General features: G+C 73.0%; 13 protein-coding genes and 3 tRNA genes. 10 read left to right on the top strand and 6 right to left on the bottom strand.

Annotated features, from left to right (window positions below):
• Positions 1 to 44 precede the first annotated feature (44 nt).
• Both ACFQGL_RS07785 and ACFQGL_RS07780 read left to right on the top strand, forming a co-directional pair.
• Complete coding sequence (locus ACFQGL_RS07785; RefSeq protein WP_377507628.1) at positions 45 to 341, top strand: DUF6458 family protein; 297 nt, start codon at positions 45 to 47, stop codon at positions 339 to 341.
• Positions 342 to 516: 175 nt separating this feature from the next.
• Complete coding sequence (locus tag ACFQGL_RS07780; protein WP_377507625.1) at positions 517 to 1,188, top strand: hypothetical protein; 672 nt, start codon at positions 517 to 519, stop codon at positions 1,186 to 1,188.
• On the opposite strand, the gene ACFQGL_RS07775 is transcribed toward ACFQGL_RS07780, so the two are convergent.
• The 3 genes from ACFQGL_RS07775 to ACFQGL_RS07765 all read right to left on the bottom strand — a co-directional run bounded on the left by ACFQGL_RS07775 (position 1,159) and on the right by ACFQGL_RS07765 (position 1,424).
• Positions 1,159 to 1,233: transfer RNA gene (locus ACFQGL_RS07775), tRNA-Val, on the bottom strand. The genes ACFQGL_RS07780 and ACFQGL_RS07775 overlap by 30 nt on opposite strands.
• Before the next feature lie 13 nt (positions 1,234 to 1,246).
• A tRNA-Cys gene (locus ACFQGL_RS07770) sits at positions 1,247 to 1,317 on the bottom strand.
• Positions 1,318 to 1,351: 34 nt separating this feature from the next.
• Positions 1,352 to 1,424 (bottom strand) — tRNA-Gly (locus ACFQGL_RS07765).
• Positions 1,425 to 1,822: 398 nt separating this feature from the next.
• Between ACFQGL_RS07765 and ACFQGL_RS07760 the strand changes: the two genes are divergently transcribed.
• Together ACFQGL_RS07760 and ACFQGL_RS07755 are read left to right on the top strand one after the other, a co-directional pair.
• Positions 1,823 to 2,425, top strand: coding sequence for a TetR/AcrR family transcriptional regulator (locus tag ACFQGL_RS07760; protein WP_377507622.1), 603 nt, complete (start codon positions 1,823 to 1,825; stop codon positions 2,423 to 2,425).
• Positions 2,426 to 2,586: 161 nt separating this feature from the next.
• Complete coding sequence (locus ACFQGL_RS07755; RefSeq protein WP_377507618.1) at positions 2,587 to 3,168, top strand: TIGR03086 family metal-binding protein; 582 nt, start codon at positions 2,587 to 2,589, stop codon at positions 3,166 to 3,168.
• A 24-nt stretch (positions 3,169 to 3,192) separates the two neighbouring features.
• On the opposite strand, the gene ACFQGL_RS07750 is transcribed toward ACFQGL_RS07755, so the two are convergent.
• Positions 3,193 to 4,332 carry an alkane 1-monooxygenase gene (locus ACFQGL_RS07750; RefSeq protein ID WP_377507615.1) on the bottom strand — a complete coding sequence of 380 codons (1,140 nt, stop codon included), beginning with the start codon at positions 4,330 to 4,332 and terminating at the stop codon, positions 3,193 to 3,195.
• Positions 4,333 to 4,554: 222 nt separating this feature from the next.
• On the opposite strand from ACFQGL_RS07750, the gene ACFQGL_RS07745 reads away from it, so the two are divergent.
• Complete coding sequence (locus tag ACFQGL_RS07745; protein WP_377507612.1) at positions 4,555 to 7,485, top strand: M36 family metallopeptidase; 2,931 nt, start codon at positions 4,555 to 4,557, stop codon at positions 7,483 to 7,485.
• A gap of 45 nt (positions 7,486 to 7,530) precedes the next feature.
• Here ACFQGL_RS07745 and ACFQGL_RS07740 read toward each other — a convergent pair whose 3' ends face one another.
• Positions 7,531 to 8,415 (bottom strand): hypothetical protein, encoded by an 885-nt coding sequence (locus ACFQGL_RS07740; protein ID WP_377507609.1) that lies wholly within the window; start codon positions 8,413 to 8,415, stop codon positions 7,531 to 7,533.
• A gap of 151 nt (positions 8,416 to 8,566) precedes the next feature.
• Between ACFQGL_RS07740 and ACFQGL_RS07735 the strand changes: the two genes are divergently transcribed.
• The 5 genes from ACFQGL_RS07735 to ACFQGL_RS07715 all read left to right on the top strand — a co-directional run bounded on the left by ACFQGL_RS07735 (position 8,567) and on the right by ACFQGL_RS07715 (position 13,106).
• A complete protein-coding gene (locus ACFQGL_RS07735; protein WP_377507606.1) occupies positions 8,567 to 9,235 on the top strand; it encodes a class I SAM-dependent methyltransferase in 669 nt (222 codons plus the stop codon).
• 9 nt (positions 9,236 to 9,244) lie between these two features.
• Positions 9,245 to 10,408, top strand: a complete 1,164-nt coding sequence (locus ACFQGL_RS07730; RefSeq protein ID WP_377507603.1) for a cytochrome P450 — start codon at positions 9,245 to 9,247, stop codon at positions 10,406 to 10,408.
• A gap of 41 nt (positions 10,409 to 10,449) precedes the next feature.
• On the top strand, positions 10,450 to 11,313 hold the full coding sequence (locus ACFQGL_RS07725; protein WP_377507600.1) for a polysaccharide deacetylase family protein: 864 nt from the start codon (positions 10,450 to 10,452) through the stop codon (positions 11,311 to 11,313).
• Between the two features lie 69 nt (positions 11,314 to 11,382).
• Entirely contained in the window at positions 11,383 to 12,315 is a 933-nt protein-coding gene (locus tag ACFQGL_RS07720) for an ABC transporter ATP-binding protein (protein ID WP_377507597.1), read from the top strand.
• Positions 12,312 to 13,106 carry an ABC transporter permease subunit gene (locus ACFQGL_RS07715; RefSeq protein ID WP_377507594.1) on the top strand — a complete coding sequence of 265 codons (795 nt, stop codon included), beginning with the start codon at positions 12,312 to 12,314 and terminating at the stop codon, positions 13,104 to 13,106. Before ACFQGL_RS07720 ends, ACFQGL_RS07715 begins: the two co-directional genes overlap by 4 nt.
• Positions 13,107 to 13,137: 31 nt before the next feature.
• On the opposite strand, the gene ACFQGL_RS07710 is transcribed toward ACFQGL_RS07715, so the two are convergent.
• Positions 13,138 to 13,755 carry a response regulator gene (locus ACFQGL_RS07710; protein WP_377508361.1) on the bottom strand — a complete coding sequence of 206 codons (618 nt, stop codon included), beginning with the start codon at positions 13,753 to 13,755 and terminating at the stop codon, positions 13,138 to 13,140.
• Between the last annotated feature and the right edge of the window lie 48 nt (positions 13,756 to 13,803).

The raw sequence follows: 13,803 nt of genomic DNA, 5'->3' as shown, positions 1-13,803 counted from the left end.
TGAAGGACCTCGACAGCGCACCACATCCCCCTAAGGAGGCTGTCGTGGGTATCGGCACCAGCATCTTCCTGATCGCGCTCGGCGCGATCCTGACCTTCGCGCTGGACGTGAGCGTCGGCGGCCTCAACCTCGACGTGGTCGGCTGGATCCTGATGGCGGCCGGCGTCCTCGGCCTGATCATGACCACGCTGATCTGGGGTCGTCGCCGCGAGGTGGTCACCACGACCGAGCAGCCGGTCGAGTACCGCCGGGTCGAGGAGCCGGTCGAGTACCGCCGGGTCGAGGAGCCGGTCGAGTACCGGCGCGTCGAGGAGCGGCGGGACGCCGCCCCGCCGCTCTGACACCGAAGAGTCACGCGCCCCGGGCCGGCGGCCTCGATCGAGGTGGCCGGCCCGGGCCGTGCTCAGCGCCCGCACCGACCTCGCCCGAGGCGCTGCTCTCCGCCGCCGGGTAGCCGATACCGGCGCGTTGTCGCTGGTCAACCGGCGTTCACGGCCCCGAGCTACGATCCGCCGCGTGGAATCACTCGACGCGGTACTCGCCGCGAACCGGGCGTACCTGCTGGGCTGGAACATCGGCGCGGCCGGGGAACCCAATCTGCTGAGCTACCGCAGCGACGTGCCGCACCCGCCCCTCAACGGGGTGGTACGCGTGGCCGGGCGCGCACCACGGGAGGCGCTCGACGAGGCCCGCCGACGCCTCGACGGCGTACCCCGGATCTGGTGGGTCGGGCCGGACAGCGACGCCGGCACGGGCGACGAGCTGGTGTCGCTCGGCGCCGTCGAGGTTGGCCGGATGCCGATCATGACGGTGGCGGTCGACCAGGCGGCGGCCGCGCCCACCCCCGTCGGGCTGCACATCAGCGCGACCACCGACCTGGAGGAGTTCGTCCCCGCCTATGCCCGGGTTTCCGGGATCCCGACGGAGGGCGTGGCCGCGGCGATCGACCGGGAGAAGGCGTTCTCCGGCGACGGCACGGTGCTCCGGCTGGTCGGTCGTCTCGACGACGGCCGGATCGCCGGGACGACCGTCGCCTGGTTCAGCCACGGCCTGGTCACGCTGTACTTCGTCGGCACCCAGCCGCGGGCTTGTGCCGCAGATGCAGAAAAGCTCGTCACCGGGGTTCCGGTAACGAGCCATCCGAACTGCTCATCTAGCTGGTGGGCGATACTGGGTTTGAACCAGTGACCTCTTCCGTGTCAAGGAAGCGCGCTCCCACTGCGCCAATCGCCCGTGCTTGTTGCCGAGGTGGGGACGGGATTTGAACCCGCGTACACGGCTTTGCAGGCCGTTGCCTCGCCTCTCGGCCACCCCACCGAGGTTGCCCCCGTCATGCGTGGCGGCAGCTCCGAGCGGACGACGGGATTCGAACCCGCGACCCTCACCTTGGCAAGGTGATGCGCTACCAGCTGCGCTACGTCCGCACGCCCCCGGTTTTCCCGGGTGACGGATGAGAACTTTAGCCGAGCCGGTGAACGACTGCCAACTCGGGGTCCGCCTCGGCGCGTCCGGCTCGGCTCGCGCTCGACCGGGAGGCGAGCCGGACGGCAACCTGCGAGCTTCCTAGGGGGCTGCCCTGGCGTCTCCGGCGCTCGCCGACCGTCACCCTCCGGCGTCGCCGGGGCGCGACGCCGGCCACCCGGCCGGATCGCCGCCGACGGATCTTCCGGTACGCCGACCAGGGCCGACGGACCTCGGCGAACACTCTCTGAAGAACGACGCAGGACACTCCCCGGAAGTGTCCGGCTTCCGACTGTCGCATCGCGGATCGAGCGGTGGCGGTAACTGTTCGTGTTCACTCGGATGGGCTACGGTAACGGTCGTGACGAGACGTGCGGCCGAGATCCGCCTGGATGCCCTGCTGCGCACGGCCTGTGACGTGATCGTGGAGCGCGGTCTGGCCAACACCCGTACGGCGGACGTGGCGCAGGCCGCCGGCGTGAGCCAGGCGCTGGTTTTCTACCACTTCGCCACGAAGGAGCGGTTGCTCGCGCAGGCCTTCGCGTACGCGGTCGAGCAGGATCTGGCCCGGCTGGACGTGGTGACCCGTTCCTCGGCCCCGCCGCTGACCAAGCTCCGCCGGATCCTCAAGCTCTATACCCCGGCCGGACGGCCGACCTCCTGGTCGATGTGGATCGACGGCTGGTCGGAGTCGTTGCGCACCCCCGAGTTGGAGAAGGTCTCCCGCCGGCTCGACCTGCGCTGGCGACAGGACCTTGCCGCGGTCATCTCCGCGGGCGTCGACGAGGGCACCTTCAAGTGCGCCGACCCGGACGGGGCCGCCTGGCGGATCAGCGCGGTGATGGACGGCCTGGCCGTGCAGCTCGCGGTGCACGACCGGGTGATCTCCCGCCGGCAGTTCGTCGAGTGGGTTCGGCTGGTCACCGCCCGGGAGCTCGGCCTGGACCCGACCGACCTGGACTGAACGGCTGAAGTTGCCGCGTTGGTCCCGCGGTGCCGACGGCGTTGCGCGGCCCGTCGGCCAGCGCCCGCGCCGGCCCACCTCGACCGGCGGACGAGGCCGGTCATTCACCCGTGCCGGGCAAAACGGCTCGCCCCGCCGTGCTGAACGGAACAATCGGCAGCATGGATCTGCTGGACGCGTACCGCCGGAGCCTGGCCGAGTTCGTCGACCGGGTGGACCAGGTCGGGTCCGGCCAATGGGCCGACCCGACACCCTGCCCGGACTGGGACGTACGCACCCTGGTCAACCACGTGGTGGGCGAGGACCGGTGGAGCGTGCCGCTGCTCGCCGGTAAAACCCTCGACGAGGTCGGCGGCCGGTTCGACGGCGACGTGCTGGGTGCCGACCCGGCCGCGACGGCGCGGGAGGCGGCCGCGCAGGCCGAGATCGCCGCCACCCACCCCGGCGCGGTCGACCGAACGGTGCACCTCTCGGCCGGTGAGACGCCGGCCGAGGAGTACCTGCACCAACTCCTCGCCGAGCACCTGGTGCACGGCTGGGACGTGGCGGTGGCGATCGGGGCGGAGCCGCAGATGGACCCGGACGTGGTGCACGTGTGCGCCCAGTGGTTCACCGGCCGGGTCGACGACTACCGGCGCGGCAACCTCGTCCAGACCGGGGCGCGGATTCCCGACGACCCTGATGAGCAGGACCTGTTGCTGGTCGCCTTCGGCCGCGACCCGGACTGGGCGCCGGGCCACTGAGCCCACCGAGCGCGGCTCGAACACTCAGCGCCGGGCCGCAGGACGGACGTTGGCGCGGGTCCGGTCTCCGCCGTAGTGCGCGAGCACCCGATGATCCATCATTCGCCGCCAGAGCGGCGGGACCAGCGCCACGACGATCATGGTGGCGTAGCCGGCCGGCAACTGCGGTGACGTGTCGAAGCTGCGCAGCGTCTGATAGCGGCGCAACGGGTTGGCGTGGTGGTCGCTGTGCCGCTGGAGCTGGAAGAGGAAGACGTTGGTGACCGTACGGTCGCTGTTCCAGCTGTGCCGCGGGTCGACCTTCTCGTAGCGACCGGCGGCGGTGCGCTGCCGGGCCAGGCCGTAGTGCTCAAGGTAGTTGACCACCTCCAGCAGGGAGAAGCCGACCACCGCCTGGAGCACCAGGAAGGGCAGCGCCACCGGCCCGAAGGCCAGGGTCAGCGCCGCGTACAGCGTCAGGGTCATGACCCAGGCGTTGAGCACGTCGTTGCGGTGGGTCCAGGGCGACCGGCCGCGGATGCGGAACCGGCCGGTCTCCAACCGCCAGGCCGAGCGCAGGCTGCCCCAGACGGTACGCGGCCAGAACGCCCAGAAACTCTCTCCCAGCCGCGAGCTGGCCGGGTCCTCCGGGGTGGCGACCCGCACGTGGTGGCCCCGGTTGTGCTCGACGTAGAAGTGCCCGTAGCCGGCCGGCGCGAGGGCCACCTTGGACAGCCAGCGCTCCACCCGCTCGCGCTTGTGGCCCAGCTCGTGCGCGGTGTTGATGGCGATGCCGTTGACCACCCCGACGGTGGCGACCAGGCCCGCGGCGCTGGCCACGGTCAGCTCGTCGCGGGCCCACACCGCGCAGCAGAGCACCAGCGCCGCGTACTGGGCCGGCAGGTAGAGGTAGGTGAGCCACCGGTAGTAGCCGTCGGCGGACAGTCGGGGCACCGCCTCGTCCGGCGGGTTCTGCCGGTCGTCGCCGAGCAGCACGTCGATGACCGGGATCAGGCCGAAGACGATGGCCGGGGTGAGCCACCACGCCCAGGCGCCGCCGCCGGCCCGCCAGACCGCGAACCCGAGGAAGGGCAGCGCCGGCACCAGCAGTGCCAGCGGCCAGAGCGGCTTGCGCCGGTCCCGCCAGGCGGCGGGTGGGACGGTCACATCGGCATCGACGGCCATGGCCAACCTCCGGGTCCTCCGGTCCTGCTCCGACTGTGGCAGCCGGCACGTCCATTTACAAGGGTGCTCCTTTTGTAAAGTCGAATTACTTCGATCTTTTGGCCCATCGACGCGCATGGACCTTGCCGCCGCCTCGATCGACTGATATCCACGTATGCGCATGCGTCACCACGCATCGTCGGTCGGCGTCCGCCGGCCATCCCGCTCCCACGAGGAGGTCCCGTGCCACAACCGGAGTGGTCACCCCCGATGAGCCGGCGCCGACGCCGGCTCATCGCCGTCCTGGCGACGACCGCGACGGTCGCCGCGCTGCTCCCCACCGGCGCGAGCACCGCAGCGCCCGCCGACGGCACGCCGTCCGCCGAGCGCCGGTCCGGGCCGTTCGCCGAGGGTCACCAGCCCGCCGACCTCGACAACCGCGCCGGTACGGCGGCACCGGACGCCCGCCAGCGTGGGCTGGCCCGCGCCGTCGACCCCGACGTGCGGTGGAACCGGCTCGGCACCCCGCAGGCGCTCGGCCCCGGCCGCACCCCGCTCGCCACCGGGCTCCCCGCCGACCCGGAGGCCGCCGCCCGCGCCTACCTGACCGGCAACCGCGAGCTGTTCGGACTGGACGGCGCAGCGGTGGCCGGCCTGGAACGGGTCCTGGTCCGGGCGATCGGCAGCGGCGCCGTGGTCACCCTGCGGCAGCGCTTCGGCGACCTGCCGGCCGGACCGGACGGTCTGGTCACCGTCGCGGTGACCGGCGGCTCGGTGCTCTCGGTCAGCTCCTCACTGGCCCGCGACAGCGCCGCTCCCGCGCCGGCCACCCGCACCGCCGAGCAGGCGTACGCGGCCGCGCTCGCCGACGCCAGGCTGGACGCCAGCGCGGTGGCCAGCCACACCGTGCGCCCGGTGGCCGTGCCCACCCCACTGGACGGGCCCCGGGCCGCCTACGAGGTGACCCTGATCGGCGCGGACACCGAGCACCCGGCGGCGTTCACCAGCTACGTGGACGGGATCACCGGGCAGGTGCTGGTCCGCGAGGATCTGGTCGACTTCGACTCGGACAATCCGAGCTGGGCGGTCTTCCCCGCCACCCCGCCGCGTGACCTCGGCCCCGGTCAGGACCCCCGGGTGCGCTGGTGCGGCGACCCGGCGCCGGGCTGCCAGGCCGCCTTCCGCGATCCGGCCACCGGTCAACCGTGGGACATCGACGCGGCCACCGGCACGCCGACCTTCACCTCGCGCGGCAACTCGGCCAACACGGTGCTCTCCTGGGGTGCGGGCACCCCGGTCGTCCCGGCCCCCACCAGCCCGGAACGCCGCTACGAGTACCCGTTCACCGACCAGTGGCACCAGGCCCGCTGCAACCCGGAGGTGTTCACCTCCGCCCAGCGCAACGACGCGGACGCGTCGATCGCCAACCTCTTCGCCATGCACAACCGGATGCACGACTGGGCGTACCAGTTGGGCTTCACCGAGTCCGCGTGGAACCTCCAGGCGGTCAACCTCACCCCGGCCGGGCTGGGCGGCGACGCCGAGCAGGGCCGGGCCCAGCAGGGCGCGCTGACCGGCAACCGGAACAACGCCAACCAGGGCACGCCGCGCGACGGCCTGCCGCCGACCACCAACATGTACCTGTGGCAGCCGCAGGCCGGCGGGCCGTACCCGCCGTGCGTGGACGGCGACTACGACATGACCGTGATCGGCCACGAGTACACCCACGCGATCACGAACCGGATGATCGCCGGCCCGGACAGCGGGATCGGCGGTCACCAGGGCGGCGCGATGGGCGAGTCGTGGGGTGACCTGCTCGCCGGCGAGTACCTCTACCAGAACGGCCTGCGCGCGCCCGGCGAGACGCCGTTCGTCACCGGCGGCTACGTCACCGGCAACCTGGTCAGCGGCATCCGCAACTACGACCTGAGCCGCAGCCCGCTCAACTACTCCGACATCGGCTACAACACCGGTGGCCCGGCCGTGCACGCCGACGGCGAGATCTGGGGCGCCACCAACTCCCGGGTCCGGTCCGCGCTGGTCAAGCGGTACGGCCTCGGCACACCGCAGCGGCAGTCGGAGTGCGCGCAGGGCACGGTCGCCGCCGACAGGTGCCCGGGCAACCGGCGTTGGTCGCAGCTGGTCTTCGACTCGTTCCTGCTCCAGGCGGCGAGCCAGGTCAGCATGCTCGACATGCGGGACAACATGCTCACCGCCGACCTGCTCCGCTTCGGCGGGGCGAACCAGGACCTGATCTGGGCCGAGTTCGCCCGCTCCGGGATGGGTCGGGACGCCGTCACCAACGGCGCCGGGGACACCGATCCCACGCCGAGCTTCGCCTCACCGCTCGGCGGCAACGCGACGCTCACCCTGCGGCCACGCGGGGACAGCGTCGACGCGCCGATCCGGGTGTACGTCGGGGCGTACGAGGCGCGGGCGACGCCGGTGGCGGACACCGACCCGGCGACGCCGATCCCGGACACCGTGCAGTTGGTGGCCGGCACGTACGACCTGCTCGCGGTGGCGCCGGGCTTCGGGCACCAGCGGCTCAGCGTGACCGCCAAGGCCGATCAGGACGGGTACGTGGACCTGCGGATGAGCCGCAACCTCGCGTCCACGGCGTCCGGCGCCACGATCACCGGCGACGGGGTCAACCTGGACCGGATCGCCGACGACACCGAGGCCACGAACTGGGCCTCGCTGGACGGGGTGGCCGGCCGGCAGGTCACCGTGGCCCTGCCCGGGGGCGCTCCGCAGACGGTCAAGCGGGTGAACGTCAGCGCCATGCTGCGCCCGGCGATCACCGGCGACGCCGACACCGGCAGTCAGAACGCGCTCAGCGCGCTGCGCTCGTTCGCGGTGTCCGCCTGCAACGCGCGGACCACCGACTGCGCGGATCCGGCGCGCTGGACGCGGATCTACACCAGCGCGGGCGACGCGTTCCCCGGCGGGGCCTACCGGGCGTACACCCGGGACATCAACCTGCGGACGTTCGCGGTGCCCACCACCCTCGCCACCCACCTGCGGCTGGACGTCCTGGCCAGCCAGTGCACCGGCGGCCCGCAGTACGCGGGTGAGCAGGACGACGACCCGGCCACGACGACGGACTGCGGCACCGCCAGCCCGGCCCGCGACCAGGTGCGGATCGCCGAGTTCCAGGCGTTCGCCAGGTGACACCCGCCGGGGCCGGCGGAACCTCGTCGGCCCCGGCGACCCCGGTCAACGGCGGGCCGTCCGCCAGCGATCCACCGGGGCAGGTCGCTCCCAGCGCTGGTCCACCGGCGGGCCGTCCTCCTCGGCGGCCGCAGCCCGGGTCAGGTGGCGCAGCCGCAGCAGCAGTCCCAACCCGAGCGAGAGCAGCAGTCCGCCGAGCACGAAGGCCGCCGGCACCACGCCGAACCCACCGGACTGCCCGACCGGGCGGCGGGCCGGCGGCGGCGCGGCATCGACCGGCTGGTCGCCGATCGGCTCGTCGGCCGACGTGCTCTCCTCCTGCGCCGGCTCGGTCGCCGGCGCACTGGGCTCCGCCGGTGTCTCGGTCGGCTTCGCCGACCTGCTCGGGGTGACGGCCGTCCCGACCACCGAACGGGTCGCCGCCTGTCGGGCCAGCAGGCGCAGGTTGGCGTCGTACGCCTCCGCGGCGAGGGTGACCCGTCCCTTGGTGACGTCCTCGGCGAAGGCCACCCGGTAGCGGGCGGTGACCGTGCGGCCCGGGCAGAGCTCGCCCGGGTCGAGCTGCCGGTCGGTCAGCCGGGCCACGTCGCCCTCGGTACGGATGTCCAGGGGGAACGAGCCGGTCTCCTCCACCCGGTCCATCTTCACCTGGTCGAGCCGGATGCCCTGTACGGAGAGCACCATCGACCAGCGCACCTTGACGCATCCACCGCGCCGGTCGGTCCGGGAGACCACCGCGGAGACCGTCCGCAGCTGATCACCGCCGGCGGTGAACTGGGCCGGCAGCCCACTCAGCTCGGTGGTGAACGCCGCCTGCGCCGGCGCGACCAGCGCCAGCTCCACCCCGCTCAGACAGGCCAGCACCACCCCTACCCGCAGCGCGTTCCGCCACACCGTCACCACCGCCGTCCTCCGTTCGGTCGCCTCCACCCCGCAACGCTAGGAGCGGGGTGCCGACCGGACCAGACGGGCGTGTTCGCACCCGTCGGCAAGGACGGGCCGGGTTTTCACCGAGGGTGGTGAACCGGTCACCGGTCCCCCGCGACACGCCGCACGGCGAGCCGCTGGGAGAATCGCCTGCGTGTCCGAGCTCTCCAGCACCTTCGTCCGGCTGCACGCCCGACTCGCACCGGTGGCCTTCGTCCCCGAGGTGCGGCTGCACCAGGCGGACGAACCGATCGGGCTCTGGGAGCTGACCGAGGGTGAGTTCTCCACCGACCGGCCGCCACCGTTCTGGGCGTTCGCGTGGGCGGGCGGTCAGGCGCTCGCCCGCTACGTCACCGACCACCCCGAGCTGGTCGCCGGCCGCCGGGTGCTCGACCTGGCCTCCGGCTCCGGCCTGGTGGCCATCGCCGCCGCCCGCGCCGGCGCGGCGTCGGTCCGGGCCGTCGAGGTGGACGAGCTGGCGGTCGCGGCGGTCGCGCTCAACGCGCAGGCCAACGGGGTACGCGTCGACGCCGAGTTCGGCGACATCCTCGACGGCGACGCCGGGGACGCCGAGGTGGTGCTCGCCGGGGACGTCTTCTACAGCGAGGCGATGGCCCGTCGGGTGCTGCGGTTCCTGCTCCGGGCCGCCCGGGCCGGCGCACCGGCGCTGGTCGGCGATCCCGGCCGGGCGTTCCTGCCCCGGGACCGCTTCGACGAGCTGGCGGTCTACGACGTGCCGGTGCCGGAGGCCCTGGAGAGCGTACGGGTGAAGCGCACCACCGTCTGGCAGTTGCGAGCCGGGCTGCCGGGGGCCGCCAGCTAGCGTGTCGGCGTGCTGTTCCGGAGCTGGTCATCGGCCGTCGAGGCACCCTGGCCGGACGTGGCCGCGGTGGTCGACCAGGTCGGCGTACGCCATCTGGTCGTCACCCGGCACGCGCTGGTCCGGCAGGTCCTCGCCGATCCGGTCACCTTCCGGCCGGACAACGCGCTGGACGCGGTGACCCCGATGCCGGTGACGGCGCTGCGGGTGCTCGCCGGGCACCGGTTCCGGCTGCCGCCGACCCTGGCGAACAACTCCGGCGCCAGCCATCCCCAGATCCGGGCGATCGTCGCCGACGCGCTGCATCCCACCCGGGTCGCCGCTCAGCGCGACTGGCTCACCGCACTGGTCCGGGAACGGGTCACCGGACTGGCCGCCAGGCTGGACGCCGGCGGGCCGGTCGACCTCTACGCGGACCTCGCCGCCGACCTGCCGTTGCTGGTGCTGGCCCGGCTGGTCGAGCTGCCGGACGCCCCGGTCGGCGCGGTCAAGGACTTCGCCCGGGCCGCGTTGGAGCTGTTCTGGGCGCCACTGGACGTCGACCGTCAGCTCACCCTGGCCACCGAGGTGGGTCGGTTCCACCGGGTGCTGCGCGACTTCGCGGCGACCGGCGGCGGGCTGGCCGCCGAGTTGCGGGCGGCCGGTCAGTCCCCGGACGTGGTGGTGGGCGCGCTGTTCTTCCTGCTGGTCGCCGGACAGGAGACGACCTCGCAGTTCCTCACCCTGCTGCTGCACCGGTTGGCCGGCGAACCCGCGGTACGGGCCGGGCTGCGCGCCGGCGAGGTCGCCGTGGCCGACGTGGTGGAGGAGGGACTGCGGCTGGAGCCGCCGATCGTCACCTGGCGGCGGGTCGCGGCGGTGGACACCACGCTCGGCGGGACGGCGGTGCCGGCCGGGACCAGCATCGTGCTGTGGCTGGCCCGGGCCGGACGCGACCCGGCGGTGGTCGAGGCGCCCGACGAGTTCCGACCGGGCCAGCGTGGATCACGCCGGCACCTGGCGTTCGGGGCGGGCGCGCACCGCTGCGTCGGCGACGTACTGGCCCGGATGGAGGCGGCCGTGGTGATCGCCGAGGCCGCCCCGCTGCTGGACGACGTCACCGTGGTCCGTGCCCCGTGGTGCCCGGACAACCTCACCTTCCGGATGCCGGACGCGTTCGTGATCCGCCGCCGGTAGCCCTGACAGGATCCTGACATCAGCTCGGTAGATTGCCGGGCGTGTCAGCAACCCCCCTCCGTCGGATCCTCGTGGTGCCAACGATTCTGGCCGCTGTGGTGCTGAGTGCCTGCACAGCCGACACCGGCACCGGGTTCCACGCCTCGCGGATCAGCGCGGACCAGCCGAGCCCGTCCGCCGCGCCCTCGGCCAGCGCGTCCGGAACGCCGTCGACCCCGCTGTCGCCGACGGTCGCGCCCGCCTACAAGAGCCTGGCCTGGTACGTGGCCCAGGCACCGACCTTCCCCCCGGCGCCGCCACCGCAACCGGTGCCGCTGCCCACGGACGGTTCGGCGCCGTTCTGGCACCGGTTGCCGACCGAGCAGAAGGTCGCCTTCATCACCATCGACGACGGTGGGCTGGCCCGCCCGTCCGCGGTGCCCGACTTCATCCGGGAGGCGCACATCCCGGTCACCATGTTCCTCAACTCGCCGGCCGCGACCGAGTACACCGACTACTTCCGGCAGATCGAGGCCGCCGGCGGAGTCGTGGAGAACCACACCATCAACCACAACTCGCTCAAGGGCCGGTCGTACAGCTATCAGAAGCACGAGATCTGCGGGTCGGCGGACAAGCTGGAGTCGTTGTTCGGCAAGCGCTCCACGCTGTTCCGACCCCCGTTCGGCGAGCGCGACTCGACCACGACGAAGGCCGCACACGACTGCGGGATGAAGGCGGTCTTCCACTGGACCGAGACCGTGCACGAGGGGAAGGTCCGCTACCAGACCCCGGAGAAGGTGGTGCGGCCCGGCGACGTACTGCTGATGCACTTCCGGCCGGCGCTGATGGACGACCTCCTCGCGGCGCTGAAGGCGATCCATCGGGCCGGGCTCACCCCGGCGCTGCTGGAGGACTACGTGACCTGACGAAAGTCAGGGTGCGATGGTGCCGTTCGGGCGCGGTGGGGCACCGGCCCGCACGCCTAGCGTCAACGCATGATCACATTACGTGGGTTGACGAAACGGTTCGGGGAGACGACCGCGGTCGACGGCCTGACCGTCGACATCACGCCCGGCCGGGTCACCGGCTTCCTCGGCCCCAACGGCGCCGGCAAGTCCACCACCATGCGGATGATCCTGGGCCTGGACCGGCCCACGGCGGGTCGGGCGTTGGTGGGTGGCCAGCCGTACCGGGAGCTGCGCCGGCCGCTGCACGAGGTGGGCGCACTGCTCGACGCCCGGGCGGTGCACCCGGCCCGGTCCGGTCGGGCACACCTGCTGGCCATGGCCCGCAGCAACGGCATACCCGGCCGCCGGGTCGATGAGGTGCTCGACGCCGTCGGGCTGGACGGGCGGGCCGCCGCCAAGCCGGGCCGGACCCTCTCGCTCGGTATGGGCCAACGGCTCGGCATCGCCGGCGCGCTGCTCGGCGACCCGCCGGTGCTGATGTTCGACGAACCGGTGAACGGCCTCGACCCGGACGGGGTGCGCTGGGTACGACAACTGACGCGCTCGCTCGCCGACCAGGGGCGGACGGTCTTCGTCTCCAGCCACCTGATGAGCGAGATGCAGCTCACCGCCGACCAGCTCGTGGTGATCGGCCGTGGACGGCTGCTCGCCGACGCGCCGATCGACGACGTGATCGCGGGCAGCGCGGTCGCCGTCCGGGTCCGCAGCCCGCACCCGGACGGGCTGGCCGCCCTCGCCGCGCGACTCACCGCCGGCGGCGCCACCGTCGAGCCGGCCGGGCCGGACGAGCTGACCGTCACCGGCAGCACCGTCGATCAGGTTGGCGACCTGGCGTACGAGCTGGGGGTGCGACTGCACGAGCTGAGCCCGCACGGCGCATCGCTGGAGCAGGCGTTCATGGCACTGACCGCCGACAGCGTCGAGTACGCCGGCGGCCCGACCGGAAGTGGGGCACGATGAGCGCGAGCACCGTCCCGGGCACCCGTCCCGCCTCGCTCCGGGGCGCACTGGCCGCCGAGTGGACCAAGCTGTTCTCGGTCCGTACCACCTGGTGGACGGCGCTGGCCGGGCTGCTGCTGATGGCCGCGAGCGCCGGTCAGCTCGCCATCTACGCGGCCAACGACAACACCAACGACGACCCGCTCGACGACCGGGGCATCGTCACCGTCGGCAGCGTGATGATCGACTCGATCGAGCTGACCCAGTACGCGGTGCTGGCGCTGGGCCTGTTGGCGATCACCGCCGAGTTCACCAGCGGCACCATCCGGACCACCCTGCAGTGCAACCCGTCCCGGGGTCGGGTGCTGCTGGCCAAGGCTCTTGTCGCCGGCGCGGTCACCGCCGCCCTCGGGTTGCTGCTCGGTGGTGTCGGTGCCCTGGTGGCCTGGCCGGTGCTCGGCGAGTGGGGCAGTGCGCCGGCCGCCGGCACGATCGGTGACGTCGTGGCGGTGGCGATCTATCTGGCGCTGATCGGCGTGCTCGCGCTGGGACTCGGCGCTGCGCTGCGCAGTGCGGTGCTCACCCTCGTCGTCCTCTTCGCCACCCTGATGATCGTGCCGCTGTCGCTTCAGGAGCCGGACATCACGGTGCTGAACCGGATCGCCGACGCCTTTCCCGGGGTAGCCGGTGGGCACTTCCTGGCTGGCGACACCGAGCCGTACCCGCCCGCGGTCGGGCTGCTGCTGCTCGCCGCGTGGGCCGGTGCGGCACTGCTGCTGGGCCGGGCCGCGCTGCGTCGTCGCGACGCCTGACGCCGGTGAGCGGGGGCTCCCGGGCCCCCGCTCACCCCTCGACCAGCCCCGCCTCGTAAGCGAGGATCGCCGCCTGCACCCGGTTCCGCACGTCGAGTCGGGTGAAGATGCTGGTCAGGTAGCTCTTCACGGTGCCCTCCACCAGGTGCAGCCGACGGGCGATCTCCGCGTTGGACAGCCCCGCACCGACCAGGGCCAGCACCTCCCGTTCCCGCTCGGTCAGCCCGGCCGTCCGCTCCCGCGCGGCGGGCCGCCGGGCCAGCCGCCCGGCACCCAGCTCGATCACCCGCCGAGCCACCCGGGGCGACAGGTACGCCCCGCCGTCGGCGACCGCGTGCACCCCGGCGATCAACTCACGCGGGTCGCCCGACTTGAGCAGGAAGCCGTTGGCGCCGTGCCCGAGTGCCCGCGCCACGTGGTCGTCCTCGCCGAAGGTGGTCAGCATGACCGTCGCCGTACCCGGTGCCACCCGGCGGATCTCGGCGGCGGCGGCCAGCCCGTCCAGCCGTGGCATCCGGATGTCCAGCAACGCCACCCGAGGTCGGTGCGCACGGACCAGTTCCACCGCCGCCCGCCCGTCGCCCGCCTCGGCGACCACCTCGATGCCCGGGTCGGCGGCGAGGATGGCCCGGACGCCGGCCCGGACCATCGCCTCGTCGTCGGCGAGGACCACCCGGACCGGTACGTCTCCGACCGT

The organism is Micromonospora vulcania (genome assembly GCF_042658605.1).
Lineage (GTDB): Bacteria > Actinomycetota > Actinomycetes > Mycobacteriales > Micromonosporaceae > Micromonospora > Micromonospora vulcania.
The sequence above is the reverse complement of the archived record's forward strand: the minus strand, read 5'-3'. Positions and strand labels throughout refer to the sequence as shown.